The sequence below is a fragment of the Geodermatophilus poikilotrophus genome, from assembly GCF_900111455.1.
GTDB lineage: Bacteria > Actinomycetota > Actinomycetes > Mycobacteriales > Geodermatophilaceae > Geodermatophilus > Geodermatophilus poikilotrophus.
Genome location: NZ_FOIE01000004.1, coordinates 193,944 through 220,546 on the forward strand (window position 1 = coordinate 193,944; position 26,603 = coordinate 220,546).

Annotated in this window: 29 protein-coding genes, 2 tRNA genes and 1 pseudogene; 19 read left to right on the forward strand and 13 right to left on the reverse strand. The window is 72.8% G+C overall.

Annotated elements, in window-relative coordinates:
* Positions 1–624 precede the first annotated feature (624 nt).
* The 4 genes and pseudogenes from BMW27_RS10845 to BMW27_RS10855 form a co-directional block, all read right to left on the reverse strand.
* A complete protein-coding gene (locus BMW27_RS10845) occupies positions 625–909 on the reverse strand; it encodes a helix-turn-helix domain-containing protein (RefSeq protein ID WP_425431665.1) in 285 nt (94 codons plus the stop codon).
* A pseudogene (locus tag BMW27_RS24590) lies at positions 892–1,255 on the reverse strand (recombinase family protein); the annotation flags it as partial. The gene BMW27_RS10845 and the pseudogene BMW27_RS24590, both read right to left, overlap by 18 nt.
* 309 nt (positions 1,256–1,564) lie before the next feature.
* Entirely contained in the window at positions 1,565–1,738 is a 174-nt protein-coding gene (locus tag BMW27_RS24000; protein ID WP_245743474.1) for a hypothetical protein, read from the reverse strand.
* A gap of 340 nt (positions 1,739–2,078) precedes the next feature.
* Complete coding sequence (locus BMW27_RS10855; protein ID WP_091443657.1) at positions 2,079–3,050, reverse strand: hypothetical protein; 972 nt, start codon at positions 3,048–3,050, stop codon at positions 2,079–2,081.
* A gap of 559 nt (positions 3,051–3,609) precedes the next feature.
* Between BMW27_RS10855 and BMW27_RS10860 the strand changes: the two genes are divergently transcribed.
* Together BMW27_RS10860 and BMW27_RS10865 are read left to right on the forward strand one after the other, a co-directional pair.
* Positions 3,610–4,542: an aminoglycoside phosphotransferase family protein gene (locus tag BMW27_RS10860; RefSeq protein ID WP_217638118.1), complete on the forward strand. Its 933-nt coding sequence runs from the start codon at positions 3,610–3,612 to the stop codon at positions 4,540–4,542.
* Between the two features lie 424 nt (positions 4,543–4,966).
* The gene (locus BMW27_RS10865) at positions 4,967–5,665 is read left to right on the forward strand and encodes a GAF and ANTAR domain-containing protein (RefSeq protein WP_175486473.1); all 699 of its coding nucleotides are present in this window, start codon (positions 4,967–4,969) and stop codon (positions 5,663–5,665) included.
* A gap of 673 nt (positions 5,666–6,338) precedes the next feature.
* On the opposite strand, the gene BMW27_RS10870 is transcribed toward BMW27_RS10865, so the two are convergent.
* The 3 genes from BMW27_RS10870 to BMW27_RS23375 all read right to left on the reverse strand — a co-directional run bounded on the left by BMW27_RS10870 (position 6,339) and on the right by BMW27_RS23375 (position 8,837).
* On the reverse strand, positions 6,339–6,512 hold the full coding sequence (locus tag BMW27_RS10870; RefSeq protein WP_217638119.1) for a DMT family transporter: 174 nt from the start codon (positions 6,510–6,512) through the stop codon (positions 6,339–6,341).
* A 169-nt stretch (positions 6,513–6,681) separates the two neighbouring features.
* Positions 6,682–7,974, reverse strand: coding sequence for a PP2C family protein-serine/threonine phosphatase (locus BMW27_RS10875; protein WP_091443662.1), 1,293 nt, complete (start codon positions 7,972–7,974; stop codon positions 6,682–6,684).
* Positions 7,975–8,120: 146 nt separating this feature from the next.
* Complete coding sequence (locus tag BMW27_RS23375) at positions 8,121–8,837, reverse strand: Crp/Fnr family transcriptional regulator (protein WP_175486474.1); 717 nt, start codon at positions 8,835–8,837, stop codon at positions 8,121–8,123.
* A gap of 343 nt (positions 8,838–9,180) precedes the next feature.
* On the opposite strand from BMW27_RS23375, the gene BMW27_RS10885 reads away from it, so the two are divergent.
* From BMW27_RS10885 to BMW27_RS10895, 3 genes are all read left to right on the forward strand, one after another.
* Positions 9,181–9,936: a GAF and ANTAR domain-containing protein gene (locus tag BMW27_RS10885; RefSeq protein ID WP_245743476.1), complete on the forward strand. Its 756-nt coding sequence runs from the start codon at positions 9,181–9,183 to the stop codon at positions 9,934–9,936.
* An 88-nt stretch (positions 9,937–10,024) separates the two neighbouring features.
* Positions 10,025–10,801: a GAF domain-containing protein gene (locus BMW27_RS10890; protein WP_091443667.1), complete on the forward strand. Its 777-nt coding sequence runs from the start codon at positions 10,025–10,027 to the stop codon at positions 10,799–10,801.
* A 12-nt stretch (positions 10,802–10,813) separates the two neighbouring features.
* Positions 10,814–11,167 (forward strand): hypothetical protein, encoded by a 354-nt coding sequence (locus BMW27_RS10895; protein ID WP_139206875.1) that lies wholly within the window; start codon positions 10,814–10,816, stop codon positions 11,165–11,167.
* Positions 11,168–11,513: 346 nt separating this feature from the next.
* Here the strand turns inward: BMW27_RS10895 and BMW27_RS10900 are convergent, their stop codons facing one another.
* Positions 11,514–12,026 (reverse strand): ATP-binding protein, encoded by a 513-nt coding sequence (locus tag BMW27_RS10900; protein ID WP_245743477.1) that lies wholly within the window; start codon positions 12,024–12,026, stop codon positions 11,514–11,516.
* A gap of 275 nt (positions 12,027–12,301) precedes the next feature.
* Here BMW27_RS10900 and BMW27_RS10905 point away from each other — a divergent pair, with 275 nt between their 5' ends.
* The 5 genes from BMW27_RS10905 to BMW27_RS22900 all read left to right on the forward strand — a co-directional run bounded on the left by BMW27_RS10905 (position 12,302) and on the right by BMW27_RS22900 (position 15,452).
* Positions 12,302–13,981, forward strand: a complete 1,680-nt coding sequence (locus BMW27_RS10905; protein ID WP_091443675.1) for a SpoIIE family protein phosphatase — start codon at positions 12,302–12,304, stop codon at positions 13,979–13,981.
* A gap of 212 nt (positions 13,982–14,193) precedes the next feature.
* On the forward strand, positions 14,194–14,586 hold the full coding sequence (locus BMW27_RS10910) for an MmyB family transcriptional regulator (protein ID WP_091443677.1): 393 nt from the start codon (positions 14,194–14,196) through the stop codon (positions 14,584–14,586).
* Between the two features lie 157 nt (positions 14,587–14,743).
* On the forward strand, positions 14,744–15,049 hold the full coding sequence (locus BMW27_RS10915; RefSeq protein WP_091443679.1) for a hypothetical protein: 306 nt from the start codon (positions 14,744–14,746) through the stop codon (positions 15,047–15,049).
* Positions 15,046–15,294: a hypothetical protein gene (locus BMW27_RS10920; RefSeq protein ID WP_091443681.1), complete on the forward strand. Its 249-nt coding sequence runs from the start codon at positions 15,046–15,048 to the stop codon at positions 15,292–15,294. The genes BMW27_RS10915 and BMW27_RS10920 overlap by 4 nt, the downstream gene beginning before the upstream one ends.
* Positions 15,291–15,452 (forward strand): PIN domain-containing protein, encoded by a 162-nt coding sequence (locus BMW27_RS22900; RefSeq protein ID WP_139206876.1) that lies wholly within the window; start codon positions 15,291–15,293, stop codon positions 15,450–15,452. The genes BMW27_RS10920 and BMW27_RS22900 overlap by 4 nt, the downstream gene beginning before the upstream one ends.
* Positions 15,453–15,968: 516 nt before the next feature.
* Here the strand turns inward: BMW27_RS22900 and BMW27_RS10925 are convergent.
* Positions 15,969–16,041: transfer RNA gene (locus BMW27_RS10925), tRNA-Lys, on the reverse strand.
* Positions 16,042–16,219: 178 nt separating this feature from the next.
* Here BMW27_RS10925 and BMW27_RS10930 point away from each other — a divergent pair.
* From BMW27_RS10930 to BMW27_RS10945, 4 genes are all read left to right on the forward strand, one after another.
* Positions 16,220–17,410, forward strand: coding sequence for a L,D-transpeptidase (locus BMW27_RS10930; RefSeq protein WP_245743478.1), 1,191 nt, complete (start codon positions 16,220–16,222; stop codon positions 17,408–17,410).
* 60 nt (positions 17,411–17,470) lie between these two features.
* Positions 17,471–17,929, forward strand: coding sequence for a hypothetical protein (locus tag BMW27_RS10935; protein WP_091443685.1), 459 nt, complete (start codon positions 17,471–17,473; stop codon positions 17,927–17,929).
* A gap of 70 nt (positions 17,930–17,999) precedes the next feature.
* On the forward strand, positions 18,000–19,085 hold the full coding sequence (locus BMW27_RS10940; protein ID WP_091443687.1) for a WD40/YVTN/BNR-like repeat-containing protein: 1,086 nt from the start codon (positions 18,000–18,002) through the stop codon (positions 19,083–19,085).
* Complete coding sequence (locus tag BMW27_RS10945; protein WP_091443691.1) at positions 19,082–19,363, forward strand: MoaD/ThiS family protein; 282 nt, start codon at positions 19,082–19,084, stop codon at positions 19,361–19,363. Before BMW27_RS10940 ends, BMW27_RS10945 begins: the two co-directional genes overlap by 4 nt.
* A gap of 1 nt (position 19,364) precedes the next feature.
* Here the strand turns inward: BMW27_RS10945 and BMW27_RS10950 are convergent, their stop codons facing one another.
* The gene (locus tag BMW27_RS10950; RefSeq protein ID WP_091443693.1) at positions 19,365–19,610 is read right to left on the reverse strand and encodes a hypothetical protein; all 246 of its coding nucleotides are present in this window, start codon (positions 19,608–19,610) and stop codon (positions 19,365–19,367) included.
* 253 nt (positions 19,611–19,863) lie between these two features.
* Positions 19,864–20,052: a hypothetical protein gene (locus tag BMW27_RS10955; protein ID WP_091443695.1), complete on the reverse strand. Its 189-nt coding sequence runs from the start codon at positions 20,050–20,052 to the stop codon at positions 19,864–19,866.
* Between the two features lie 480 nt (positions 20,053–20,532).
* On the opposite strand from BMW27_RS10955, the gene BMW27_RS10960 reads away from it, so the two are divergent.
* The 4 genes from BMW27_RS10960 to BMW27_RS10975 all read left to right on the forward strand — a co-directional run bounded on the left by BMW27_RS10960 (position 20,533) and on the right by BMW27_RS10975 (position 23,886).
* Positions 20,533–21,516, forward strand: coding sequence for an ATP-binding protein (locus BMW27_RS10960; RefSeq protein ID WP_175486475.1), 984 nt, complete (start codon positions 20,533–20,535; stop codon positions 21,514–21,516).
* 123 nt (positions 21,517–21,639) lie between these two features.
* On the forward strand, positions 21,640–22,329 hold the full coding sequence (locus BMW27_RS10965; RefSeq protein WP_139206878.1) for a GAF and ANTAR domain-containing protein: 690 nt from the start codon (positions 21,640–21,642) through the stop codon (positions 22,327–22,329).
* Positions 22,330–22,391: 62 nt separating this feature from the next.
* Positions 22,392–23,123: a GAF and ANTAR domain-containing protein gene (locus BMW27_RS10970; protein WP_217638120.1), complete on the forward strand. Its 732-nt coding sequence runs from the start codon at positions 22,392–22,394 to the stop codon at positions 23,121–23,123.
* A gap of 274 nt (positions 23,124–23,397) precedes the next feature.
* Positions 23,398–23,886, forward strand: coding sequence for a DUF1707 SHOCT-like domain-containing protein (locus BMW27_RS10975; protein WP_217638121.1), 489 nt, complete (start codon positions 23,398–23,400; stop codon positions 23,884–23,886).
* A gap of 443 nt (positions 23,887–24,329) precedes the next feature.
* Here the strand turns inward: BMW27_RS10975 and BMW27_RS10980 are convergent.
* Together BMW27_RS10980 and orn are read right to left on the reverse strand one after the other, a co-directional pair.
* A tRNA-His gene (locus BMW27_RS10980) sits at positions 24,330–24,405 on the reverse strand.
* Between the two features lie 67 nt (positions 24,406–24,472).
* Complete coding sequence (orn, locus tag BMW27_RS10985; RefSeq protein ID WP_091443708.1) at positions 24,473–25,150, reverse strand: oligoribonuclease; 678 nt, start codon at positions 25,148–25,150, stop codon at positions 24,473–24,475.
* A 243-nt stretch (positions 25,151–25,393) separates the two neighbouring features.
* Here orn and BMW27_RS10990 point away from each other — a divergent pair, with 243 nt between their 5' ends.
* Positions 25,394–26,509: a hypothetical protein gene (locus tag BMW27_RS10990; RefSeq protein WP_245743479.1), complete on the forward strand. Its 1,116-nt coding sequence runs from the start codon at positions 25,394–25,396 to the stop codon at positions 26,507–26,509.
* Positions 26,510–26,603: the final 94 nt, after the last annotated feature.

Below are 26,603 nucleotides of genomic sequence, written 5' to 3' on the forward strand. Positions count from 1 at the left end.
ACGTCGAAGTCACCGTGGTCACTGACGCCCGCAGGCCTGTCGCCAAGCGGGGCAAGCTCCAGCATGCAGGAGTGCTGCTGGCGGTGACCGCCATGCCGCGCGACGTTCCGTCCGAGGTCGACGTCGTGGCCCGTACCTACTTCTTCGCGTCGAGCTTCCGCGGCGGACAGGTGATCGCCGACCCGACCGGTTGCTGCGTCCCCTCGAGGCCCACATCAGTCCTCGGTTCGGGCGGCCCGAAGCCGTTGGCGAGCGGATCGAGGACGTGCTCACCCGGGTCACGCGGCGACTGTCGTCCCTCGATCCGCAGGCGCCGCGGCATGAGCGGGTCATCGCTCGGTTGCTCTCCGCCAGCCTGCCTCCTCGGGCGCCACTCGTCGCCCGACTGCAGACCCCACCGCGCGACGGCGGTATGTGGGTGGCAGGCCGAGCAGTTCTGCGCCCGCCTTACGCGGTCGTCGAGGACTCCGGCGGCTACCGAGGAACCCTGGGCGGCAGGGCGAGAAGGTTGTCCCGTCAGGGGAGCCCCTTCCGGCAACCGGCGGTCAGGCTCGCGATGGGATGTCGGCTTGTCCCGCAGCGGTCCTGCTTGCGGGACAACCCGACTCTCGCCAGCTGCAGAGCTCAACCGGTTGTGTTCGCGCTGAGGACCGGAACGGTGTGACCGCTCGGGTGGCCGCGGTCGCGGTCGCGTTCCAGGGCGCGGTAGACCGTGGAGCGTGCGACGCCGAACAGGTCGGCCAGCTCGGCGGTGCTGTGCTCGCCCTGCCGGAAGAGGTTGACGAGGTGGGCCTCTTGGCGGGGGTTGAGCTTGGGCTGCTTGCCGCGCAGCTTGCCCTTGGCCTTCGCCACGCGCATACCTTCTCGGGTGCGCAGCCGAATCAGGTCGGCCTCGAACTCGGCGACCATGGCAAGCACGTTGAACAGCAGCCGGCCGACCGGGTCGTGCGGGTCGTACACCGACCCGCCCAGGCTCAGCCGGACCTGACGGCGGGTGAGCTCCTCGGCGATGGCACGGGCGTCGGGCAGGGAGCGCGCCAGCCGGTCCAGCTTGGTCACCACCAGGGTGTCGCCCCTCCCGGCAGGCGGCCAGCGCCTCGCGCAGCCCGGGGCGCTCGCGGTTGGTACCGGTCAGCCCGTGGTCGACGTAGATCCGACTTGGCCCGACGCCGAGGGCAAGCAGCCCGTCGCGTTGGGCGGTGAGGTCTTGGGCGTCGGTGGACACCCGGGCGTAGCCGATCAGCAGCGCCGGCATGGCGCACCTCCACAGGCAGGCCGATGCCGGCGCTCCGGTGCGTCGGTCACCGGCGACGGCCGCGGCCGCTACCCGGGGACGGTGATCACCACGAACGTTCCCGGCGTGCCGTCAAGACGCCGACCACCCGAGCAGGTGGACGAGTCGACACCTCAAGGGATGCCCTACGGGACCCGGCGACTAATGCCGGCTCGTCCGAATGTCGCCGTAGCGGGTTCCTCTTGCGATACCAAGCGCCGGTTCAAGCTGCAGGCCCGGGACCGCGTCGAGGCGGTGCTCCGGGCCCGCGAGTCGGGACGGCAGGGACGGTCAGCGGACGGGCACGCCGGCCAAGTCGCAGGCTGCGGCTGCGGCGTCGGCGTCCAGTCGCTCAGCAATGGCCTCGTTGGAGCATTTCCTCGCGAAGTCCGCGGGGACGCCGAGGGCCTCGGCGATCTGCTCCCAGCTCTCGCCGCCGCGCAGGGCCGCGCGGATGCCGATCAACTAGCTTTCGTGCGCCTTCCGGACGACCACCTGTCGCCCAGGGCGAGTAGCTCGAGCGCCTCGTAGGTGTTAAGCGAGGTGTCGCGGAACGATGCGCAGCCGTTCTCGTCGTCGTCACTGATCGTGTTGGGGGCGGTGTTGCCGTTGTCGCGGCGACTGAGCAAGTCAAGCGGGTGGTGGCAGTGGGAAGCGAGACCTCCGCTTCCAGGGCCTCGGCCCCGCACCGGTGACGTCTGCAACGAGGCCGTAACCGGGCACGGCCCTACCGAACGGGCCCGCGACGCACGGAGGGTCCACACCCCGACGAGCGGGGCGTGGACCCTCCGAGTGTCCTGCGGGATCAGGCGTCGACGCCCACGGCCTCCTTGGCGAGCGAGGCGAGCTGGGTCTGCGCGGCGCTGACCACGTTCGCCCGGCTCTTGTGGGTCTCCTCGTAGCGAGTGATCACGCGGATGTCGTGCGACTCCTTGAGGCCCTTGATGGCCTCCACGGCGTCGCCGACCGAGAGCTGGTCGAAGTTCTTGATCGGCAGCTCGTCAGCGGAGACATCACCGAGCTCCTCGCGGGCGGACCGGGCGGCCTTGGCGGCGTCCTTGTTGCCCTCACGGCGGGCGATCTGCTCGGCGCGACGCAGCGAGGCGCTGCGGCCGGCGGTGAGCGTCTCGCGGACGGCGTCGGTGAGCTGCGCGGCGCGGTCGGTGACGGCGGAGACCCGGTCGGAGGTCTCCTCACCGGCATGCTTGACGGTGTCCACGGCGTTGTTGACCGTGCTTGTCCAAAAGCGGACCGGGGCGTTGACCGCGCGGGCCACACCGCCGGCGACCTTCTGGACGGGGGTCGCAACGAGCGCGGCGGGGCCACCGAGGGCCTCCTCGGCGAGCACGACGGTCAGCCACTCGACGGTCGCCTGGTGGGCGCCGATGAGCTTCGCGGCCAGCCGGCGCACCTGGGTCTCCTCGGCCTGCTCGGCGAGGACCTTGACGTAGGTGGCCCGGTCGAGCAGCTGGTGCTCCAGCGACAGGTCGCTCAGCAGCGCCTCCTCGACGGGAGCCGCCTGCTCGAAGGTGGCCTTCAGCGTCGCGGAGAGCCGGCCGAGGGCCGGGGTGACGACGTCCGGGACACCGCCGAGAGAACGGAGCGCCTCGGTGATCTCGATGGTGCGCGCCGCGGCGTTGTCGGCGTTCTGCGTGAGCTCGCGGCGGACGGCGTCGGTCCGGGCCTGCGAGATGCGGGTGCGCGCAACCTGCTCCTCGGTCTTGGTGAGCAGCACAAGGGCGCGAAGCTGGTTAACAATCTTGTTGTTGTTGGCCATGTCTTCACTGTGCCCCCAGAACCCCGAGTGCTAACTGTTGCAAGCGCATTGCTGGCAGTGAGTCCTGTCACGCCCACTCGGCGACGTAGCCCCAGTTCCTCCGCCGCTCCCACAAACCGACCGTCGCCCTGATCGGGTGCAGCCAGCCGGTCCCCGACCGACGTGCCCCCTCCCAAGGGATCCCTGCGGGACACCGGTGCCCGATTGCTGGACGGCGCGAACCTCGCCGTGGTCGGCGCCGTCACTGCAGTGACGGGCGTCGACGAGAGGATGTGATCGATGGACGAGGGAGCGGCAGGAGCGCAGCCGCTGGCCGAGCAGTTCGAGGCGCACCGCGCGCCTGCGGGCGGTCGCGCACCGGAGGCCGGGCTCCACCCATCCTGCATCTTGTCGATGGGAATCCGTGCCCACCCAGGGATCCGCTTGCAGGCATCGCCACCGGCTGCGTCGCGCGCTGATGCCGTACTGGTCTCCGATCCCTGGGGGATGACGCCGAGGAGGTTGGTGGCAGAGGCATGCGTGCGCCGGAAGCGGCGCCTCGGTCGGTGAGACTGCTCCTGTGCTGACCGTGCCCGAGATGTTTGCCGCAGCCACACGCGCGCGGGAGGGAGCGGCCGGGGCGCAGTGGGTTTCGGGGTTGCCCGCCTTGGTTGATCGGTTGCTCACCAGGTGGGAGCTGAAGGTCGACGGTTCGTTGTTGCATGGGTACGTGGCACTGGTGGTGCCAGTGCGCCGCGCCGACGGGCAGGCGGCGGTGCTGAAAGTGTCCTGGGTCGATGAGGACACCAGGGGAGAAGCCTCCGCTCTGACCCAGTGGGGCGGCGCCGCAGCGGTGACCCTGCTGAAATCCGCACCCGAGGACGGCGCGCTCCTGCTAGAGCGCTTGAACCCCTATCGGTCTTTGGAGCACGTCGATGAGGACAACGCCGTCCGGCTGGCCGCGACTTTGCTGCGTCAGCTACACGTCCCGCCTCCCGTCGGTCTGGTCAAAGTCGCGGACATCGCCCGCCGCTGGCAGACAGCACTGCCTCGAGAGTGGGAGACGTTGGGCCGCCCCGGGCGCCGAGAGCTGGTCGGGCACGCGGTCGCCGCCTGCGCCGAGCTGGCCTCCGGGCCAGGCACAGCGCGTCTGCTGCACGGGGACTACCACTACGGCAACGTGTTGGCCCGCCCATTCGTCCACCCGACATCCGGCGCAGCTGCTGAACGGAAGGAGTGGGCGGCGATTGACCCCAAGCCGCTGGTCGGCGATGGGGAGTTCGACCTGATTCCGCTGCTGCGAAACCGCTGGGACGAGCTCGCCGCCACCGGTGATGCGGCACAGGCATGCCGCCGGCGCCTGCACGCGATCGCCGACCAAGCAGACCTGGACCGGGAACGGGCTGGGCAGTGGTGCTTGGTGCGCGCTGTCGATGACGCACTGTGGGGGCACGAGCATCAGACGCCCGGCTTCGCGGCCGTCGCTTGGGAAATTGCGGGGGCACTCCACTGACTGCCGCCCCAGCGTCCAGGCTCACGCCCGCGAAGGTGTCCCAGTGGCCGATCCCTTGCGGGACGCCGGCGAGGCACCTGCTTGGCCGCGCGGGGGTCACCACCGGGGTTCCTTCGTCTCACGGGACAGGGCTGCTGGTCGTCGGTGGTCTAGCCGTGTTGCGAGTCGCCCATAGCGGCCGACTACGGGACACCTTCGGGGCCTGCGGTTGCCGCCGAGTCGCCGCAGGTCCGGGGGCCCCGGAAACTGACTCGCAGCCGCAGCGGCATCCGCGGGGCTGTTTGCGGTTAGGCCCTGCCGTTCCAAGAGCGTGGGCGGCGGGGCCGCCTCTGCCATATCGCTTAAGCCGTCCCTGCGCGGCTGGACGGTTGCAAGTGCGGCTGGCGCTGGGGCGGCTGAAAATCCCGGCATGAGAGGGAGTGCCGTGACCGAGGACAGCTTCAACGAGCGGCTCGCCGCGATCGCCCGCGCGCTGCTCCACGAGCCGGACGTGCAGGCCACCCTGAAGCGGACCGTCGCCGACGCCGCGGCCACCCTGGACGGCGAGCTGTACGCCAGCGTCTCGCTGGTGCTCCATCGCCGGCAGGTGGAGACCCCGGTGTACACCGACGACCGGGCCCTGTGGACCGACCAGCTGCAGTACGAACTCGGGCAGGGGCCGTGCCTGGACGCGGTCTGGGACCAGGACACCTTCTACATCGACGACCTGACCACCGAGCCGCGCTACGGGGACTGGGGCCGCCGGGTCGTCGCCGAGACCGGCATCCGCAGCAGCCTGTCGCTGCAGCTGTTCACCGACCCCGAAGCCGTCGTCAGCCTGGGGTCGCTGAACCTGTACTCACCGCGGCCGCGCTCCTTCGACCCCGACACTCGGGCCGAGGCCGTGGCGCTCGCCGCCCACGCCGCCATCGCGCTGGAGAGCGCGCAGACCGAGGCGAATCTGCGCAGCGGGCTGGTCACCCGCACCGTCATCGGCCAGGCCGAGGGCATTCTGATGGAGCGCCTGAAGATCACTGCGGATCAGGCGTTCGGGGTGCTGAGCCGGCTGTCTCAGCAGAGCAACGTCAAGCTGCGGGACGTGGCCCGGAACCTCGTCGAGACCGGCGAGATCCCGCGCATCTGAACCACCGAGCCCCATCCTGGGGCCGTATCCCTGAAGCCGCCCTCAGGGACAGGACGGAGGCGCGGCCGACGTCACCGAACAGGCATCCCGTGCGGAACGCCGGCGTAGCGGCTATGAGACCGCGCGGACGTTGTCACCAGCCGTTCGTCGAGCGGACGCGCGACGTCACTGTCAGGCGCGGAACGACGGGCTTTCGGCCTCGTCATCCAGGATCCGTCGGAGTCGTTCCAAGTAGTTAGCCGCCCAGTGCCGCCATCCTGTCTCACCGTCGGGCCGAAGACCTCGTCCGGCGGAAAGGTCCACCTCGAACATGAGGCGGACGATGCAGCCGGCTTCGATGGGCTGGACCCCAAACGTTGTCCGTGTCGGCACGGGCGGCGTTGGTGACATGAACCGAGTCGTCGCGCAGCGTCCCACCTGGAAATGGATGATCTCCATGACGCTGGCGTTGCCCGCCAGGTCGATGAAGCACTGCTGTCTCCGACGCCGTCTGGAGTCCCCGGGAGTGTGAAGCCGCGTGCCGTGGTGGAGGAGAGCAAGGGGCGCATTCGGCCGGGTGGATGAGCGCCCCACGCCGCCCCTCGCGGTGTCCCTGAAACTGCCTTTGGGACACCTCGCCGACCGGTGCCAGATGTCAGGTTCTCAGTCGTTCCTTGCCACGTGGTCGGTGGGCTCAGTGTGCGCCGAGTTCGATGAGCAGGACGCCGGTGGCGACGATGATGATGCCGGCGGTCGTGGTACTGGGGAGCGGATCGCGCCACATGAGCCGAGCAAGGACGGCGGTGAGCGCGATGCCGCTGGCGGCCCAGATGCCGTAGGCGACGCCGATGCCCATGCCGGTGGACACACGTCAGGGTGAGGAGGACGAGGGCGGGGGGTAGCCGCCGGCGACGGCGGGCAGCCGGCGCTTGCTGCGCAGGCCGGCGGAGGCCCGCAGGGCGTGGTGGCGGCGATGGCGCCGGGCGCGTCCGGGGGCGACCTCGAGGACGAGGGGTTGCGCCCCCGCCTGCTGAGCATCAGCCGGTGGGGGTTGCCTCGGGGATGTCGCGGTCGAGTTCGTCCTCCCGTGGCGGGCGCTTCCACTCCAGGAGCAGCAGCGAGGCGTCGTCACTGGTCCGGTCGAAGCGCGCGGCCATCAGTGCGTGCGAGAGCCGCCGCACGGATTCGGCACAGGTCAGGTCGGCCGCGGTCGTCTGCTCGATCAGGTCGCGCAGCCGGTCCTCGCCGAACTGTTCGCCGCCGAGCAGCCGCTCCTCGACGACCCCGTCGGTGAAGAACAGCACCCGGTCCCCGGGCTCCAGCTGCGCGGTCTGGACGACTGGGGTGCCGGCGCCGAAGCCGATCGGTCGGCTGATCGGACCGGTGAGCTCACCGATCACCCGGCTGCCGCGCACCCACAGCGCGGGCGGGTGCCCGGCGTTGACCCAGCTGAGCACGCCGGTCTCGGTGTCCAGCCGACCCAGCTGGGCGGTCGCGAACCGGCCCGGGAACGACGTGGCGACCGCCTGGTCCATCGCCGGGTACAGCTCGGTCAACGGGAGCTCGGCCAGCCGCCCGTGCCGGTAGGCGGCGATGATGACCGTGGCCATCGTCGCGGCCTCCAGGCCGTGGCCCATCGCGTCGAACACCGCCACGTGCAGCACGTGCTCGTTGAAGGCGTAGTCGAAGCTGTCGCCCCCGACCTCGTAGGCCGGCTCCAGGACCCCCGCCAGGTCGACGACGGGGGTGCTCATCGACAGCGGCGGCAGGGTTCGCCACTGCATGTGCGCCGACAGGTTCAGCGGCCGGGCGGTGCGCACCCGGGTGAACGCGTCGGTGTACTCGTCGTTGGTCACGATCATGTCCGCCACCAGGCCGGCCAGCCGCTGGGCGAGCTGCCGGTCGTAGTCGGTCAACCGGGGGAGCGTCAGGCCGAGCACCCCGACCCGGTTGGACCCGTCCAGCAGCGGCAGGTGCAGCCGGACCGAACCGTCGGGGAGCGGCTCCTCGACCGACTCCTCGGCGCTGAACGCCTGCCCGGCCAGGCTGCCGGCGATGGGAAGTGGATCGCCGACCAGCCCAGGCCCGGTCAGCGGCCGCAGTGTCAGCTGCGCGAGGTCCTGCAGGTGGATGCTGACGTCGGTGGCCCCGGCGATCCGCGCCTCCTGGCCAATGAGCTGGCCGACCAGCCGGGGTGCGATCAGGTGCACCCGGTCGAGCAGGGCCCCCAGCAGCCGTTCGCCCACGCTCTCGGCTGCGGGCCGGCCCTCGTCCCGATCGGTGAAGCCGGCGTGCAGCTGCTCCTCGCTCGCCGCCGCCTTCACGACCATGAGCAGACACCGGCCCGGACGATCACGCCAGGGGTCGGGCTGCTGTTACAGCGGGCGCACGTGATCCCGGCAGCGGTCGCACGGCCGCGTTTGGTCCCCGCCCCTGCCCCCGCGGCCCGGGGCGAGTGCAGCCCCGCGGTCGGGGGCTAACGTGCCGCGAGCGCGGCGTCTGTGGCCCGACGGATCGCCTCGTAGCAGGTGCAGGCGTGGGACTGCAGGCGCGGCCGGTCGATGATGGTGATCAGGCCGCGGGTGTAGGTGATGCAGCCGTCCTCGGCCAGCGACTGGGCGACCTCGCTGACCGAGGTGCGGCGCACGGCCAGCATCTGGGCGAGGAAGTGCTGGGTGAGCTCGAAGCGGGGGCTGTCCATCCGGTCGGCGGTCGTGAGCAGCCATCGGGCGGCGCGCTGGCGGGCGGTGTGGACGCGGTTGCAGGCGGCGTTGCGGGAGACGTGAGTGAACAGCGCCTGCGCGGAGCGGCGGAGCATGGTCGCAAGGGGGCCGTCGACGTCGGCGATGTGCTCGCGGAAGTCTTCGGCGGTCATGCTCAGCGCCCGGCCGGGGACCTGCACCAGGGAGCGTTCGGTGGGGGCGTCGGCGCCGAGGTAGACGGAGATGCCCACCATGCCCTCCCGACCGATGGTGGCGGTCTCTACCACCTGGTCCTCGCCCAGGTCGGCGAGGACGGACACCACCCCGAGCAGCGGCAAGTAAACGTTGTTGACGGCTTGCCCGGGCTCGTGCAGCACCTGCCCGGCGGGCAGCGGAGTCTCCGACAGGTCGGGCAGTAGGGGCGCCAGAGCGTCCTCGTCCAGACCGCCGAGGACGGCGTTGCGGCGTGCCAGGCCGGGGTCGATTGCCACGATGAAGTCCTCCGGTGACGTGCGAGCGGTGCGCCGTGACCGGTCAGCGGGGATGGTGATCCCTCGTCCACGGTCGACACGCTCGGGCGGAGGCTGCCTCTTGCACAGAAGGGGCAGGACCATCGTGACGCAGCCGAGCACCGGCCGCCAGGGGAGCACGTCTCTCGTTCTCACCCTCAATGTCGGGTACCGTGCACATCGCCCACTGGGCGTGCGTGACAACGGAGTGACCGGCGGCGCACGGCGACGGCCTGCCACCCCAACTACGGGCGCGCTCTCCGTCGGTGCCGGGCGGCGCGGGCCCCCGCGGCCTGGCCCAGGACGAGGTGAGGGGACCAGGTGCGTGACCGGCCCCGTTGACCGCTCGAGCCCGCGCGCGCGGGCGGCGTTGGACGAACTCGGCCGACTGCTGCTGGCCGAGCTCACCTCGCCGTCCGTGCTGCAGCGCATCGTCGACCTGGTCGCGCAGGCGATGCCGGCAGGTGTGGAGGTGTCGATCACCTTGGTACGCGGCGAGCAGCCGACCACCGCGGCCTTCACCGGCCAGCTGGCCGAGGAGCTCGACGAGACCCAGTACGAGCGGGGCTATGGCCCCTGCCTGGAGGCCGCGGTCGGTGGCCTGTTCACCGAGATCACCGACGCGCGTACCGAGAACCGGTGGCCGGAGTACGTACCGCTCTTCCTCGACGGCGGCGCGTTCAGCGCGCTCGCCGCGCCGGTGCCCGCGGCGCAGCTGACCGCGGCGCTGAACGTCTACGCGCGCACGGCGCGGGCGTTCACCGACGACGACCGGTCCGCGCTGGTCCAGTTCGCCGCCTACGCCGGGGCTGCACTGACCAACATGGACGCCCTGCAGGACGCGCGTGACCTCGCGGAGAACCTGCAGAAGGCGATGGAGTTCCGGTCGGTCATCGAACAGGCCAAGGGCATCCTGATCGAGCGGCACAAGTTGACCGCCGACCAGGCCTTCCGGCTGCTGACCGAGGCCTCGATGCACACCAACCGCAAGGTGCGCGACGTCGCCGAGGACCTGGTGCTCACCGGCGAGCTGACCATTACACCCCCGACCCGCCGACCAACGCCGCCCCGCGGCAGCTGAGGCCAGGCTGCCGGCACACCACCGGCCGACGGCGACTAGCGCCACCGGCCGCCCCGACGAGCGCGACCCCCGCTGGAGGGGACCACGGATGACCGACCCCACCGCCGACACCCCGACACCCGGGCCCACCGAGCGCCTGACTCCGACCCCGTCGGTGGACCTGGGCATGGCACTGAGCCAGATGGCTGGGTTGGTGCTGTCCCGAGAGACCGTCGACACCGCCCTGGAGCTGGTCACCGCGCTGGCTGCGACCGCCACCGCCGGCACGCTGGGCGCTGCGGTCACCGTCGTCGACGAGCACGGCAAACGCTCCCGCGCCGCGTCCAACGCCGCCACCGAGGAGGCCGACGCTCTGCAGTACGAGCTCGACGAGGGGCCCTGCCTGACCGCCTGGCGCACCCGGGAGGTGGTGCGGATCGACGACACCGCCACCGACGGCCGCTGGCCGCGGTGGAACGAGGCGGCCGGTCGGCTGGGCGTGCGCTCGGTGGTGAGCGCACCGCTGCTGGTGGGTGAGGAGTCGATCGGCGCGATGAAGGTCTACTGCGAGCGGCCGCAGAACTACGGGGCCCAGGATGAGCACGTCATGCGGCTGCTCGCCGGGCAGGCCGCGATCCTGTTGGCTAACTCGCAGAGCCTGCAGGAGGCCCGTCGGCTCGGCCGGCAGCTGACCGAGGCGCTGGCCAGCCGGGACGCCGTCGCCCGGGCCACCGGTGTGCTGCTGGCCCAGGGCGCGGCAAGCGAGCAGGAGGCGTTTGCCACCCTCGCGGCCGCCGCGCGGCAGGCCGACCGCCCCGTGCAGGACGTGGCCCGTGCCCTCGTGGCCGAAGTGACCGCCCGCAACACCCGCGCCGCTGGCGCCTGACCGACCTCGACCATGACCAGCGACGAGCGCCAGCGACGCATGGACGCCGCCCGGGTCCGCGCAGAGCTGACCGTGCAGGACCTGTGGCTGCGCTACGTGGCCCTCGGTGGCACCTGCGACGCCTTCGACCTCGACGGCTACCTGCAGGGACTGGTGCCGTTGGAGACCTTCCAGCAGGACGTCCTCGCCCAGACCCTCAACGAGGCCCTCGAGGACAGCTACCGCGCCTACCACATCCCGCTGTCGCGGCCCCCGCCCGACCACGCCGACGACGAGCGGCTCAGCCGACTCATCGACGGCCTCATCGGCGACCAGGGGCGGGCGCCCCCGGCCGGATCCGAGCCGCCCAGCGCGGGTCCGGCGTGAGGCTTCACCGGCCGCAGTCCGACGATGTCTGACGAGGCGGTCCGGCGGCCACTGCTTGACCGCCGGACCTGGGCCGTCAGTGCTGCCAGCAGCGACGACGACCGTGCCCACACGTCTGCCCCCTCCCCACACCGGTAACCCTTTCGCGCCCACCAGTGGGGGCCCGGCACTCGCATGCCGCGCGACTCGCATCACTGTTCCACTCGGCCCGACGTCACACGCCTGTCGCCGGGGCGCGACCGGCAGCTGAGGTGTTCCGTCCGGACGCTGCACGGAGCCCGCGGTCTACGCCTCCACGACCGGTTCATCCGCACCGAGGGCGAGGAGGTGTGCCGGGAAGCGGCGGTCAGCGAGCGTGCCGGTGGGCAGCGCCTTCCCCGCGGGCGCGCGGCACCGGCGCCTCTGGCGCGGGCTGGTCGGGGCTGTAGTCAATGCGGCACCACACAATCTTCTGCTCACCATGGGCGTCCCAGCCGTGCGCGGCGGCCATGCGGGCGACTAGGTACAGGCCGAGGCCACCCTCCGCGGCGTCGCGGCCCACCGCGGGTGTCGGCGGCCGGTCGGCCGCGGCGTCGCTGACCTCGAGCAGCCACGCGTAGCGACCGGCGGTCACGGCCACCCACACCGGGCCGCGCCCGTGCCGGAGCGCGTTGGACGCCAGCTCTTCGAAGGCCAGCAGCAACCGCGCCACCGCGACCTCGTCGGCGCCGGTGGCCCCGGTGGCGTCCTGCAGCGCGGCGGACAGCTGTCGCCGGTGGGCCGTCAGTTCGGCGGGGGTCGTGGGCTCCCACCGCCCCACGGCGGTCGCGTCCGGGCCCGGCGTCGGCCGGGGTCGCTGCGCCCACAGCGCCTCGCTCACCGTGCGCCTCCCGGATCCTCCACCACGGCCCAGCGCATCGGGCCCTCCCCGTCTGTCATCGGCGTCCGCCGGGACCGCCATCGTCTCGGAACGGTGCCGGTAGCGCTCGCCGACGCACAGTGCTGCACCGGCGCACGCCGGCGTCCCGACCCCGGGAGCGGGAGACCACGTGTGCGTGCTGGACTGCAGGATCGCCCGTGGCCGCGGCTCACGGGCGTACTCTCCGGGTTCGTCCTCTGCCGTGGGGCCCCGCCCAGCATCGAGATGGAGCAGTGGTGAGTCAGCCCACCGCAGACCGGCTGCCGCAGGCGTGGCTCGCGGCGGCTGTGGGCCGGCTCCCCGAGGGCGTGGCCGTCTTCGACGGTGACTGGACCATCCGCTACACCAATCCGGCCGCCGCGCGGCTGCTGGGCGCCCGCACCGCCGAGCTGGCCGGCGGCAGCCTGTGGATCGCGCTGCCCGAGGTCGCCGGCAGTGTGTTCCACAGCTTCCTGCTGCACGCCCGGACCGTGGGCACGCCGGTGACCTGGCGCGGCTTCTACGCCCCCGCCGGGCGGTGGCTGTCGGCGACCGCCGAGATCGTCGACGACCTGCTGCAGGTCTGCTTCCGCGAGGCCGCCAACCTGCCCACGGAGGGCCCCGGTGAAGCGGCCGACGGGCCGGTCAGCGAGGACGCCGACCACGACCGGCTGCGCTTCCTCGCCGAGGTGTCCGAGGCCCTGATCACCACCCTGGACCGAGGCGAGTCGGCCGGCCAGCTGGCCGAGCTGGCGGTGCGGCGGCTGGCCGACTGGGCGATCGTCGCGCTCCTCGGCGAGGACGGGGGACCCGGCGAGGAGGCTTGGGCGCACAGGGATCCGGCCCGCCGCGCCGACGTGGACACCTACATCACCGGGCGCCTGCGCGGCACCGGCGACGACGCTGCCATGGTCGATGCGCTGCTCACCGGTGAGCCGGTGCAGATCACCACCATCGACCAGGAGCGGGTCGCACCGTCGCTGCCGACCGAGGAGCTGCGGGCGGCCTGGCGGCGGCTGGACGCGACCAGCTGCCTGATCGTGCCGCTGCGGGCCCGCGGGGAGACCTTCGGCGTGCTGGCGCTGATGAACGCGGGCGCGCGGCCGCCGCACACCGAGATGGAGATCGCCACCGCCGTCGAGGTGGCCCGCCGCGGCGCGCTGGCGCTGGACAACGCCCGGCTCTACGGCCGGCAGCAAAAGGTTGCCGAGACCCTGCAACGCAGCCTGCTCACCCCGCCGCCGCAGCCGGACCACCTCCAGATCGCCGTGCGCTACCGCCCGGCCAGCGCGCACGCGCTGGTCGGGGGGGACTTCTACGACGCATTCGCCCAGCCCGACGGCGCGACCCTGCTCGTCGTCGGGGACGTCGCCGGCCACTCGGTCGAGGCGGCAGCCGCGATGAGTCAGCTGCGCAGCACGGTCCGCACGCTCGCCTACGACCGTCCCGACAGCCCCGCGCAGACCCTGACCCGGGTCGACCGGGTGCTCACCGGTCTGTGCTTCGGCACACTGGCCACCGCCCTGGTCGCCCGCATCGAGCAACCGGTGCAGCAGGCCCGCGCCGGGCTGCGCACGCTGCGCTGGTCCTCGGCCGGGCACCTGCCGCCGCTGCTGCTGCACCCCAACGGCGCCGTCGAGTTGCTCGACAGTCGACCGGAGCGCCTCCTCGGCGCCGGTGAGCCGGTCGTCCGCAGCGACCACGAGGTGATCCTGCAGCCCGGCGACACGGTGCTCTTGATCACCGACGGGCTGGTCGAACATGGCCGGCTGGACATCGACACCGGGCTCGCCCGGCTCACCGACGTGCTCGGCGAGCTGGCCGGGGTCGGCGTCAACGAACTGTGTGACCGGCTGCTCGAGCGCATCGTCCTCGGCCGCGCCGACGACGACATCGCCCTCCTCGCCGTCCGTTGCCACCGGGAGAGCGAGGCGTAACCGATCGTCGGGGACGTCGGGCCGGCCTCGATCCGGGTCTGACCGAATGTGCCCTAGAGGTTCGACTCGATGGATCCGGATCTACGCCCCGGGGACCGAAGGCGAGGTGGCGCCCCATACTGGGCCGCTATGGGCGTGTGCCGGTTTCCACGTCGGCTGCTTCCCCCCACCCGTCTCGCCACGCACCGTGAGCTGTTTGCCGACTGGAGCGGATGGCCGCCGAGGTCGTTGCCTGGCTGCGGATGAACGCTGGCCGCCACCTCGACGACCCGCGCCTCTCGGCGGTGGTCGGTGAGCTGTCGGTGAAGAGCGAGGACTTCCGCCGGCTGTGGGCCTCGCACGACGTCCGGCACGAGCCGCACGGCCACAAGCGCTTCCGGCATCCGCTCGTCGGCGAGTTGGCCCTCTCCTTCGAGATCTTCCCCGCGCCCGAGGACCACGAGCTCTCCGTCGTCGTCTACTCCGCCGAGCCCGGCTCCCCGTCGGCCGATGCCCTGCGCCTGACGGCCAGTTGGGGCGACCGACGCCAGGCAGGCCGCCCTTCCCCGGCAGCTGACAGCGGGGAGATCAACCCCATCGACGACGTTCACGAGGTCCACGCGTGAGCCTGTTGACGCGGGTCCGACGCGAGGTCTCGCCTTCCCGAGTTGCTCTTCGACCGCGCTCGCTCACTCCACGACCTGCCGAAGATTTCCACTCCTCCTCCAGTGCCTGGAACAGCCGCATCGGCGACGACTGCATGAGGGCCTGCAGCAGTTGCCTGTGATCATGTTGTCGGCTGAACAGCATCTCGAGGCGCTGGACCTCGTCGTCGGCGCTGACGGCTCGGGTGTCATCGACGCAGCGCAGCTGGCTCGCTGGGGAGTCAAGCCGGGGACGCACCTCGACGTCGTGCCCGTGACGACCGCGGCGTCGACGGTGCGCCGGCGCTCTCTCCGCGGCGCTCTCGCGAACGCTTCCGGATCAGCGCCGAGCTGGGAGGACTTCGAGGCAGCCAGCTCCGCCGCCGCCCAGGAGTCGGCTGCGCGCTTCAGTGACGGCGGCGCCTGGGACCTGCCGCCCCGGTGAGGGTCGTCGCCGACACTCACGCGCTGATCTGGTATCTCCTCGACGACCCGGACCGACGACTCTCGTCCGCGGCGCTCGACGCCCTCGAGGAGGCAGCGGCAACCGAAGGCGTCGTCGTCTCCGTCGCCTCGGTGGTCGATATCTGCTACGTCATCCGCACGCGCCAGACTTCACCGATGATCAACTGGACGAGTTTGTCCGACTACTCTACGACCCCAGCTCTCCACTGGAGGCCGCGCCGGTGACCCTGGAGGTCGCAGCCGCGTTCCAGCGGATCCCTCGCGGCGCGCTCGGCGATCCGTGGGACCGCTTCATCGGCGCAACCGCGATGGCGCTAGATCTGCCTCTGGTCACCCGCGACCGGATGATCACCGAGCTCGGCCTGGTCCAGACCATCTGGTGACTCCACCCAGTCAGCCTGAGGTGGCCCACTCGGGGCACGCCTGCGGCGGCACCGGCGAAGGCATCCGGGCCGATGGGCGTGCCCGAATGTGTGGTGGGCGGCGCCCTCGTCGGGTAGGCGTCACGCCCACCAGGCGTCGAGATCTCGATGGTTGTGTGCTCGCCCAGACTCCCCGCCTGCTCTCCACAACCGCTGCAACGCCGGCTGCAGCAGGTCGGGGGAAGGGTGGGCCGAAGGCCCATCCCGCAGGGACGCGAAGCGCCCTTCCGGCGACCAAGGCAGCCGGCACCCTGGTGCGGGCGGGGAGCGGCAGAGGGTGGCCACTGTCCAGCTCGTGAAGCGGTTGCAGGAGCGCGGGTCCGCACGGGTCGCGCGTCCGCACGGTCTCGAGGTGCGCTGCTGCGTGAGCGGAGTTTTCCATGGGTTTTCCATGGCCTGGCGCGGCGCTCGTTACCCGGTGGCGGCCCCCATCGAGCCTGTAATCGCAGGTCAGAACGGGGATGGAAGTGAGGGAGGTGCGCCATCAGGGACTCGAACCCCGAACCCGCTGATTAAGAGTCAGCTGCTCTGCCAATTGAGCTAATGGCGCGTGTCGTCCGGCTGCGCCGGGCGACAGGGGAGAACGATACCAGCGCCCTCCTGCCCGCCGGCGAGGTGGTCCGGTGCCCAGCGGCCGTGTCCCTCGTCGGGCTCCGACGTGGACACTGGCGGGCTGGTGCAACGAGTCGTCCGGGGTGACGGCTGCGTGGGACGCGGAGGGAAACGCGATGAGAAGGACGTCTGCGCTGGTCACGGCGACGGCGTTGGCCCTGCTGGCCGGCTGCCAGGGCAGTGGCGGCGGCGGGACGGCGGCGGCGCCGACGACGACCGCGGCCCCGCCCCCGCCCCCGTCCCCGGTCGCGGTCGAGGTGTCGCCGGCCGACGGTGCGACCGATGTCTCACCCACCGTCCCGCTCGAGATCTCCGTCACCGACGGCGAGCTCGCCGACGTGAGCGTCGTCGACGGCGCCGGTGCCGAGGTGCCCGGCTCGGTGGCCGACTCCGCCGAGGACCCGGCCGTCGACGTCTGGACGCCGGAGACCCCGCTCGCGTACGGCACCAGCTACACGCTGACCGCGACCGCCGAGGGCGAGGGCACCGGGCCCGCCGAGGCCGCGACGACCTTCACCACGGTCACCCCGCAGAGGCAGCTGACACCGTCCATCGGCCCGCTCGACGGACAGACCGTCGGCGTCGGCATGCCCATCCGCGTCTACTTCGAGCGGCCGGTCACCGACAGGGCCGCCGTCGAGCGGCAGCTGGAGGTGACCAGCTCGACCCCGACCGACGGCGTCTGGAACTGGTTCAGCGACACCGAGGTGCACTTCCGCCCGTCGGAGTACTGGCCGGAGAACACCGACGTGACCCTCGACGCCGACCTCTACGGCGTGGACCTGGGCAACGGCGTCTGGGGCAAGACCGACCGCACGGTCTCCTTCTCCATCGGTGAGCGGCACGTGTCCATCGCCGACGCGGACACCCACCAGATGGAGGTCTACGACGGCGACCAGCTGGTGCAGACCTTCCCGATCAGCGCCGGCAGCCCGGACAACCCCAGCTACAACGGCGCCCACGTGGTCACCGAGATGAACCGCCACCGCGTGATGGACTCCAGCACGTACGGCGTCCCGGTCGACAGCCCCGACGGCTACCGCACGCCGGTCGAGTACGCCGTCCGCATCTCCGACAGCGGCGAGTTCGTGCACGCCGCGCCGTGGTCGGTGGCACAGCAGGGCCGGGAGAACGTCTCCCACGGCTGCATCAACCTCTCGACCGAGAACGCCCGCTGGTTCTTCCAGTTCTCGCAGCCCGGCGACGTCGTGGAGATCCGCGGCTCCGACGCCGGGACGCTGCGGTCGGACGTCTACGACTGGACCGTCCCCTGGGAGGAGTGGCAGGCCGGTAGCGCGCTCACCTGAGCGTTTCCCCGCGCCACGCCCGGGGAACGATCACCCGGTCCCCGAGTCGAGGAGAGTGCCGTGGACACCTGGGTGATCGTGCTGATCGTCGTGGTCGTGGTGGCGTTGCTGGCCGTGCTCGCCCTGACGATGGCCAAGCGCAACCGCATCAACGGGGCCCGCAAGCGGGAGCAGGCCCGCGACCACCTGCGCGAGGCCGAGTTGCGCAGGGCGCAGGCCGAGAAGGAGCAGGCCGCCGCCGAGGAGCAGGCGGCCCGCGCCCGGCGGGAGCGTGCCGAGGTCGAGGAGCGCACCCGGCTGGCCGAGCAGGAGGCGCAGGAGCGCGCGGCCCGGGCGGGTGAGCACGCCTCGGCGGCCGAGCAGCTGCGCGCCAAGGCCGAGAAGCTGGCGCCGGGTCTGGCCGACCAGCACGGCCGGCACTCCGACGGCCGCGCGCCGCAAGGCGCCGACGACCGGACGCAGACGTACCAGCAGGCCACCGACCCGGACCAGCCGACCGGTGGCGCCACCCGCCGCTGAGTTCTATGCCCCTCGGGGGTCTGACCCCCGAGGGGCGTGCCGCGCCCCGCCGAACGACCGGAGGGGCGCCATGACCGACCTGCTCGCCATCGGCACGCGCAAGGGCCTGTGGCTGGCCCGCAGCGACGACGACCGCCGCACCTGGACCCTGGGTGAACCGCACCTGCTCGCCCAGGAGGTCGCGGCTGTCTCGATCGACACCCGCGGCCCCGGCCCGCGCGTGCTGGCCGGCGTCCAGTACGGGCACTGGGGTCCGACGGTCATGCGGTCCGACGACCTCGGCGCGAGCTGGCAGGAGACCGAGGCCGGCGCCATCCGCTTCCCCGAGGACACCGGCGCGGCCCTCGCCCGGGTCTGGCAGCTGCGCCCCGACAGCGCCGACCGGCCCGGCGTCGTGTGGGCCGGCTGCGAGCCGCACTCGCTGTGGCGCAGCACTGACGGCGGCTGCAGCTTCGAGCTCGTCCGCGGCCTGTGGGACCACCCGCACCGGCCGACCTGGGAGCCCGGCGGCGGGGGAGGGGCGGTGCACACGGTGCTGCCCGACCCCGCCTCGGACCGGGTGACCGTCGCGATGAGCACCGGCGGCGTCTACGTCAGCGAGGACGGCGCCTCGACGTGGGAGCCGCGCAACGCCGGCATCAGCGCCGTCTTCCTGCCCGAGCCCGCGCCCGAGTACGGCCAGTGCGTGCACAAGGTCGCCGTCGACGCGGCCGGCCCGGACCGGATGTACGCGCAGAACCACTTCGGCGTCTTCCGCACCGACGACGCCGGCGGGTCGTGGACGTCGATCGCCGAGGGCCTGCCCGCCGACTTCGGCTTCCCGGTCGTCGCCTCGCCGTCCGCCCCCGGGACGGCGTGGGTGGTCCCGCTGGTGGCGGACATGCAGCGCGTGCCGCCGGAGGGCCGGCTGCGCGTGCACCGCACCCGCGACGCGGGCGGGAGTTGGACCGGACTGGGGTCAGGTCTGCCCGACCGGTTCTGGGCGGCGGTCATGCGGGACGGGTTCTGCGCCGACGAAGGCGACCCGACCGGGCTCTACGTCGGCACCCGCGACGGCTGCGTCTACGCCAGCGCCGACGAGGGCGACACCTTCAGCCTCGTCGCCGACCACCTGCCTGACGTGCTCGTCGTCCGCGCCGCCCGGATCCCGGGATGAGGGTCGAGGTGGTGCTGCCCGGTGTCCTCGCCGACCTGGCCGGCGGCACCCGGCACCTGGAGGTCGCCCCGGGCGGGGGCGCGCTCGCCGACCTGCTCGACACGCTTGCCGTCGTCCACCCGCGGCTGGCCCGCCGGATCCGCGACGAGGCCGGCGCGGTGCGACGCTTCGTCAACGTATACGTGGACGGCGAGGACGTCCGGTACGCCGGCGGGCTGGGCACGCCGGTGCCCGACGGCGCCGTCGTCCAGGTGCTGCCGTCGGTGGCCGGCGGGTGAGTCAGAGCGCGGCCAGGGTGGTGCACTCCGCGCACAGCTGCGAGCTGTCGTAGTCCTCCGGCGGCCACACGGTCTGCTCGTCCACCGCGACGTAGGCCCCGCACAGCGCCTTGCGGCTGCGGCCGTTCACCTTGCCGATGGTCGCGTGCGCCGGGCCGATCTGCCGCGGGACGAGGCCCTCCGCGGTGCCCACCGAGCCGACCATCACGACGGCGTGAGCGGTCCCGTAGGAGTAGGCGAGAGTCATGGCCCCAGGGTCGCCACGACGAGCCGGGCCGGGCCAGCACCCGCGGGGCGCGTGTCGGCTGCACCCGCCCCAGCCGTCGCTGCCGTCACAGGGGCGCACCACCGGGGGCGGGACCGGATCGGACTCGACTGTCGCCGTCCGGGGACCGGAGCGCGTTCGTGACCGCACGCGGCGGGGCCCGACGGCGTCGGCGGACCCGGTCAGCCACTGCCGGTGCGCACCCCTGCCTGGAACCGGCGGGGTCCGTCGGCGGCTACTCGCGGACGACCCACACCTCGGCCGGTCCCTGTGGCGTGCTCCGCACCTCCACGGGCTCGAAACGCTGGTAGACCCCGAACCAGCGGGGCCCGTCGTAGACCAGCACCGAGGACGTCAGCATCTCGGCGGCCACCTCGTCGATCTCGCCGTGCCGCGGGCCACCCCAGTGGAAGATCAACGGCATGGGGGCACGCTAGCCCTGTCCTGTTCCGACGTCGTGGGCAGGACGGCGCGGACGACCGGCATCGGGCCGGTCCGGGCGCGGACGTCGGTGTCCACGTCCCTCCCGATGCACCCGGGGTCGGGGGCGCGGTACTGGGCGACGGCGGTTCGGGCCTCCGGGCCCACCCACCGTGACTTCGGCCGTCGGGAGGGGGCCCCGGCGCGTAGGGTCGGTGGCTGGGAGCGGCTCAGCCGCTCATGGGTGGCCCCGGACCCGGCGACCTCACCGGTTTCCTGGGGAGAACTCCGTGCGCGCCTCACTCGACGTCACGCCTGCCAGCGGCGAGTCGGGTCCTGCGGTCCCCGGGTACCGGGGCCGTTCGTCGCCGCCACGGGAGGGTGGCAGCCGGCGGCCACCGCGCGGGCACCCGGACGCCCCGCGGCTGCCCGACGTCCGCCACGCCGACGGTCGCGGCGGAGCAGCGCCCGGCGTGAGGACGCCGTGATCACCCGGCAGCAGATCCGCGCCCTCCTGCGCCACGGAGGACAGGTCGTCGATCCCGCGGGCCACCCGGTGGGCCGCATCGTGCACGTGCTCCTGGGTGCGCAGACGAGTCAGCCGACGTGGGTGACCGTCGAGTGTCAGCTGTGCGACGGGATCCAGGTCTCCGTCCCGCTCGCCCGGGCGCACCAGCTGGGCGACTGCCTCCAGGTGCCCTACGCAGCGGCCGACGTCTGCGGCGCTCCGCGCACCGACGGGTCAGCCGACCGCCTCGACCGGCAGCCGGGGGAGGAACTCCTCCGGTACTACGCCCACCTGGACGACGGCGCCCCGGTGGTGCCACCCCGCCACACCGACCGGGCCACCGCCGCGGCCTGGTCGCCGGCGCCTGCCGGTCCTGGCACGCCTGTGGTGGCCACCAACGGCCACCGGCGGACGGGCGCCGCGTCACCGGGCTCGTTCCTCGGTCGCTCCGGGGTCGACGTCCTCCCCGTCCGTCCGGGGCTCGACGTCCACCCCGAGGAGTACAGCCTCCCCGCCTACCCGGTGACCCCCTCCGGGCCCTGGCCACCGGTGTCGATGTCCTCCCCCGAACCGCCGTGGTGGCACCGCCGACAGTGGCGCTGGCCATCGGTCCCCACGTCGATCAGGGGGATGCGGCTGGAGCTGCAGCCCCTCCTCGACATGACCGGACTGCCCGAGGACGAGCTCGACGACCTGCTCCTGGCCGCATCCGAGGCCGCCGCCAACGCCGTCGAGCACGCCCGCCTCCCCACCCCACCCTTCTTCGACGTCCTCACGGAGGTCGGTGAGCACCGGGCGCGCATCGTCATCCAGGACCGCGGTCGCTGGCGGGCACCCACCGCCCCGGGCGACCGCGGCCGCGGCCTGCAGGTGATGGGCGTCCTGGCCGACGCCACGCTCACCGTCGGGTCACGGGGCACGACAGTGGTCCTGCGCAACCGTCGGAGGGGGACCGACTGACCGGAGGGCTCCGACGTCGGCGGGCAGCCCGGGCGGGGGGTGCCCGGACCTCACCGGCCGCCCCCGAGAGGGAGATGCTGATCGCCAGGCCGGCCGAGCACCGGTGCAGGCAGAGGGGTGGGCGTGGCGTCGAGACGGGTGGCCGAGATCCTGCGCGCAGCCTGGGCCGAGTCGCCCGACAGCAGCGGTCTGCCGGCCAGCCTGACCGCCGCGTGCGTCCGTTCCCTGCCGGTGAGCGGGGTGGGCATGGCGCTGATGACCGACGAGGGGCCGGCGGGGATCATCGCCGCGACCGACGGCGCGGCGATGGAGCTGGAGGAGCTCCAGTTCACCTTGGGGGAAGGCCCGTGCGTGGACGCCTCGCAGACCGGCCGCCCCGTGCTGCAGCCGGACCTCGCCCTGACCGCGCCGCTGCGCTGGCCCGCCTTCGCCGGAGGAGCACTGGAGGCCGGCGTCCGCGCCCTCTTCGCCTTCCCGCTCCGGGTCGGCGTGCTCGACCTCTACCGGGACCGGGCCGGCCCGCTGTCGGCCGACGACCTCACCGAGGCCCTGTCGTTCGCCGACGCAGCGACGCCGGTCCTGCTGAACGCGCAAGCCGGGTACCCGGTGCTGTCGCCGGTCCCGGTCCTCGACGACCGGGCCGAGGTGCACCAGGCGACCGGCGTGGTCTCCGTGCAGGCTGCGGTGGGACTGGCCGAGGCCCTCGTCCTGCTCCGTGCGCGGGCGTTCGCCGACCAGCGGGCCCTCGGCAACCTGGCGCGCGACGTCCTCACGGGGACGGTGTCGTTCCGGAAAGATGACGGGACCGGCTGACACGAGAGCGTGGTGGCGGACGCAGGATGGGACCCGGTCGACCGGGGTGGGAGGGAGTGAGGGTGCGGGAACAACGCCTCGCGGAGGTCTTCGTCGAGCTCGCCGACACCCTGGTCGAGGAGTTCGACGTCATCGACTTCCTGCAGACCCTCACCGAGCGCTGTGTCGAACTGGTCGACACCGACGCCGCCGGGCTGATGCTCGACGACCAGCGCGGCCACCTCCAGGTGGTCGCCTACACCGACGAGTCCGCCCGACTGCTCGAACTGTTCGAGCTGCAGAGGGCGGAGGGACCCTGCCTGGACTGCTTCGCCACCGGCGAGGCCATCGCGAACATCGACCTGACCGCCTCCAGGAGCCGGTGGCCGGTGTTCACCGAGGCGGCGCTGGGATCCGGATACGCCTACAGCCACGCCCTGCCGCTGCGCCTGCGCCGGCAGGTGCTGGGCGCGCTGAACCTGTTCTCCGTCGAAGGACGAGCGCTCACCGACGAGCACCTGGCCGTCGCCCGGGGCATGGCTGACATCGCCACCATCGGCTTGCTGCACGAGCGTGCTCTGCGTGACCAGGTCGTCCTGGCCGAACAGCTGCAGACCGCGCTGCACAGCCGGATCGTGATCGAGCAGGCCAAGGGCGTGCTGTCGGCCCAGGCCGGGATCGGCGTGGGGGAGGCGTTCACCCGCATGCGCACCCACGCAAGGCGCAGCGGTGCACAGCTGATGACCGTCGCGGAGGCCGTGGTGACCGGCACGCTGGACGACGGCGACATCCGGCCGGTGGTCGACTCGGCGTGAGCCGGGCGGGCCCACCTGCGGGGCGCGGGTCGGTCCACGTCGTGGACCGGCTCGACGGGCCCACCGCGCTGTTCCCGGGACAGGCGCCGCCGGTGTCCACTCCGCAACCCCTCCAGGCACCAGTGGGCACGGAACGACACGAGGCCCCTACACGGGGCACCCATCGCGCGGGCCTGGTGTCGTTGCGGCCCCGCACGCGCCGGAACCCGCCCGGTGGCCTGGGCGCGGGTGCAGGCTGTGGCCCTCTCCGCCGTCGCACCCCGGGAGGACGACCATGCCACCCCTGATCGACCTGGACAGCACGGCCACGTCCGCACCGCGGATGCGCGCGTCAGACGCCGACCGGCTGGCCACCGTCGAGCACCTGCAGGACGCGGTGGCCCGCGGCCTGCTCACGCCGGACGAGGGCAGCGAGCGGATGGCCGACGCGTTCGCCGCCGTCCACCTGACCGACCTCGACCCGCTGACCGCGGACCTCCCGCCGGCGCCGCCCGAGCACACGGCGCCGGGCTGGCGGTCGCTCGGGACGCTCGCGGTCGAGCAGCTGCGGACCTCCCTGACCAGCGCCGCCACCGGCCGTCTGAGGGCGGCGCGGATGGTGGTCGTGCTCCTCGTCACCGCCCTCTTCCTCGTTCTCGTCGGCGCCCTCAGCGGGGTGGCGCTGTCCGACAGCGGTGGCGGCGGGGGCGGTGACGGCGGCTGGTACGAGCACCGGCATCCCCACTGGGACGACGACCGAGGCCACGACTGGGGCGACGACTGACCTGCTCGGCGACCCCGCCGCCCGGAGGTCGGGTCGGGGGAGCGGCGGTGGGCCGCTGGGAGGAGTCACCTGGCGCGGACCAGGTCACCGTCCAGGAGCACCCTACGGACCCGGAGGACTTCGCCGCCGCCCACGGCACCACCGTGCTGCGGTTCGCCCCGCGGCGCCCGCTGCTCGGCCACCTCGCCCGCGATGTGCTCGATGGCTGCGTCCTCGAGGCGGCCGCCGGATGGGGATGCGCCGCGCCGCGCGGCGTCGAGACCCGGTGCCGGTCCGGGACGTGCCCCCGGGCTCCACCCGCCTGTCGCTGCGTGCGACCACTCGCCGAGAGGCGACCGTCGGGCCGGTCCCCAGCTCCAGCGGTCGCTGGGTCCTCGTGACCGTCGGCGGTGCCCGAACGCAGGGAGGCCCTGGTCAGGGAACTGACCAGGGCCTCCACCGCGTGGGGTGAGTGACGGGGCTCGAACCCGCGACACCCAGGATCACAACCTGGTGCTCTACCAGCTGAGCTACACCCACCACGTCTCCCGGACGGCCGCTCGGCAGCGGGTCGTCCGGTGAACCGGCACCACGATACCGGAGACCCTCAGGCGTCCGACGCGGCCGGGGGTACCTGTCCGGGGGTGCCGCTGTCCTCGGCCGCGAACAGCCCCGCGAAGGACGCCGCGACCCGCGACGCGGCAGCCTGCGCCTGGGAGGTCGAGGGCCCGGGGCCGTCGACGAACAGCGTCTGCCGGTAGTAGGCGAGCTCGCGCACCGACTCGATGATGTCGGCCAGCGCGCGGTGGGCCAGCCCCTTCTGCGGCTGGGCGAAGTACACCCGGGGGAACCAGCGGCGGGCCAGCTCCTTGATCGAGGAGACGTCGATCATCCGGTAGTGCAGGTGGTCGTCGAGCTCGGGCATGTCGCGGGCGAGGAAGCCGCGGTCGGTGCCGATCGAGTTGCCGCACAGCGGCGCCGTCCGCCGCTCGGGCACGAACCGCTTCACGTAGGCCAGCAGCTGCTGCTCGGCCTCGGCGACGGTGAGCGTCGAGGCCCGCACCGCCTCGGTGAGACCGGACTTGGCGTGCATCTCGGTGACGACCTCGACCATGCCCTCGAGCGCGGCGTCGTCGGCGGAGATGACCAGGTCCAGGCCGGGGTCGAGGACGTTGAGGTCGGAGTCGGTGACCAGCACCGCGACCTCGATGAGCTGGTCCCGGGTGAGGTCCAGCCCGGTCATCTCGCAGTCGATCCAGACCAGGTGTCCCGCACTGTCCGCCACGGGTGCCGACCCTACGTCGCGCCCCGGGCGGCCGCCCGCACGGCGGGTGATACGGAACCCGCCACTCCCGTACCCCTCGGGGAGCCGGGATCGTGCCCTGCGCGCCGCTAGGCTCCGCCGCACCGCCTCGAGTCCAGGAGTACCGCCGTGCCCCACGCCGCTCCCGTCGCCGACCGAGCGGCCCCGCCGGCTCCCGGCTCGGTGAGGACCGCGTTCCGTCATCCGGTCACGACCCTCCGGTGGTTGTGGCCCGCCTACGTCACGCCGGGCCGCCCCGGCCGCCCGACGACCCAGCAGGAGCTGCGCTGGATCTACACGGCCTGGCTGGGCGCCTTCCTGCTGAAGATGCTCGGCTCGTCGTGGGACGTCTCCTGGCACTTCATGTGGCTGCGCGACGACCTCGCCCCGCCGCACCTGCTCAACTCCGCCGGCACCGTCCTGGTCGTCGCGCTGGTCCTCTTCTCCAGCTACACCGGCTACGGCGTCGATCGCCGTGCGCTGCGGCTCGTGCAGGGAGGCACCGCGGTCTTCCTCGTCGCCGTCCCGGTCGACATCGTCAACCACCGCATCAACGGGCTGGACATCACCAGCTGGAGCCCCAGTCACGCGCTGCTGTACCTCGGGACGGCGGTCATGCTGGCCGGGGTGATCCGCGGCTGGTGGCTGTACGCCGCGCCGGGCCGCGTGCGGGACGCCGTCGCCCTGGGGCTGTGGCTGTTTCTCGTCGAGAACGCCGTCTTCCCGAACCAGCACCAGGAGTACGGCGTCCTCTCGCTGCGCGCCTACGAGGCCGGGCGGACGACGGCCGAGCAGCAGCTGCTGGACTTCGCCGCCGCCCAGGGCCAGACGCCGACGACGTTCATGCTCCCGGTGCCGTCCTGGGTGCACCCGGCCTGGCTGCTGTGCGCCGGGCTGCTCTCCCTCCTCGTCGCCCGGCGGGTCACCGGCCTGCGCTGGGCCGCCACCACCGTCGCCGCCGTCTACCTGGCCTACCGCGCCGCCGTGTGGCTGGGACTGGTCGCGATCGGCTTCCCGCCGTCGGTGCTGCCGCTGGCGCTGCTCGCGGGCGCGGTCGCCGTCGACCTGGCCGTCTCCCGCCGGTTGCCCGGCTGGCTGGCCGGACCCCTGGTGGCCGCGGTCACCTACCTGGCCGGCGCGCTGCTCGCCGCGGTCGGTGCCCTGCCCCCGTGGAACTGGGAACCGGAGGTGGTGCTGCTCACCGGTGCGGGGTTCACGCTGCTCTGGGCGGGCCTCGACGTCGTCGCCCGCAGCCGCTCGCTGACCACCTGGTGCGCGCCCCTCGAGGAGCACGGGGAGCGGCCCCCCGTCCCGGTGGCGGGCGGCGCGCCGACCCGCTGAGCGTCCCGGACCGGCCCGTCACATGCCGTAGCGTCGGCGCCAGCCTCTCCCGCTGACCGCTCCGACCCGGCACGCCACGCCCTCCGTGCCGTTC

Coding starts and splice junctions, on each gene's coding strand:
- BMW27_RS10845 (WP_425431665.1), bottom strand. CDS start 909: ATGGTCGCCGAGTTCGAGGCCGACCTGATTCGGCTGCGCACCCGAGAA.
- BMW27_RS10855 (WP_091443657.1), bottom strand. CDS start 3,050: ATGGCCAACAACAACAAGATTGTTAACCAGCTTCGCGCCCTTGTGCTG.
- BMW27_RS10875 (WP_091443662.1), bottom strand. CDS start 7,974: ATGGTCGTGAAGGCGGCGGCGAGCGAGGAGCAGCTGCACGCCGGCTTC.
- BMW27_RS10890 (WP_091443667.1), top strand. CDS start 10,025: ATGACCGACCCCACCGCCGACACCCCGACACCCGGGCCCACCGAGCGC.
- BMW27_RS10895 (WP_139206875.1), top strand. CDS start 10,814: ATGACCAGCGACGAGCGCCAGCGACGCATGGACGCCGCCCGGGTCCGC.
- BMW27_RS10910 (WP_091443677.1), top strand. CDS start 14,194: ATGGCCGCCGAGGTCGTTGCCTGGCTGCGGATGAACGCTGGCCGCCAC.
- BMW27_RS10930 (WP_245743478.1), top strand. CDS start 16,220: ATGAGAAGGACGTCTGCGCTGGTCACGGCGACGGCGTTGGCCCTGCTG.
- BMW27_RS10940 (WP_091443687.1), top strand. CDS start 18,000: ATGACCGACCTGCTCGCCATCGGCACGCGCAAGGGCCTGTGGCTGGCC.
- BMW27_RS10945 (WP_091443691.1), top strand. CDS start 19,082: ATGAGGGTCGAGGTGGTGCTGCCCGGTGTCCTCGCCGACCTGGCCGGC.
- BMW27_RS10950 (WP_091443693.1), bottom strand. CDS start 19,610: ATGACTCTCGCCTACTCCTACGGGACCGCTCACGCCGTCGTGATGGTC.
- BMW27_RS10955 (WP_091443695.1), bottom strand. CDS start 20,052: ATGCCGTTGATCTTCCACTGGGGTGGCCCGCGGCACGGCGAGATCGAC.
- BMW27_RS10975 (WP_217638121.1), top strand. CDS start 23,398: ATGCCACCCCTGATCGACCTGGACAGCACGGCCACGTCCGCACCGCGG.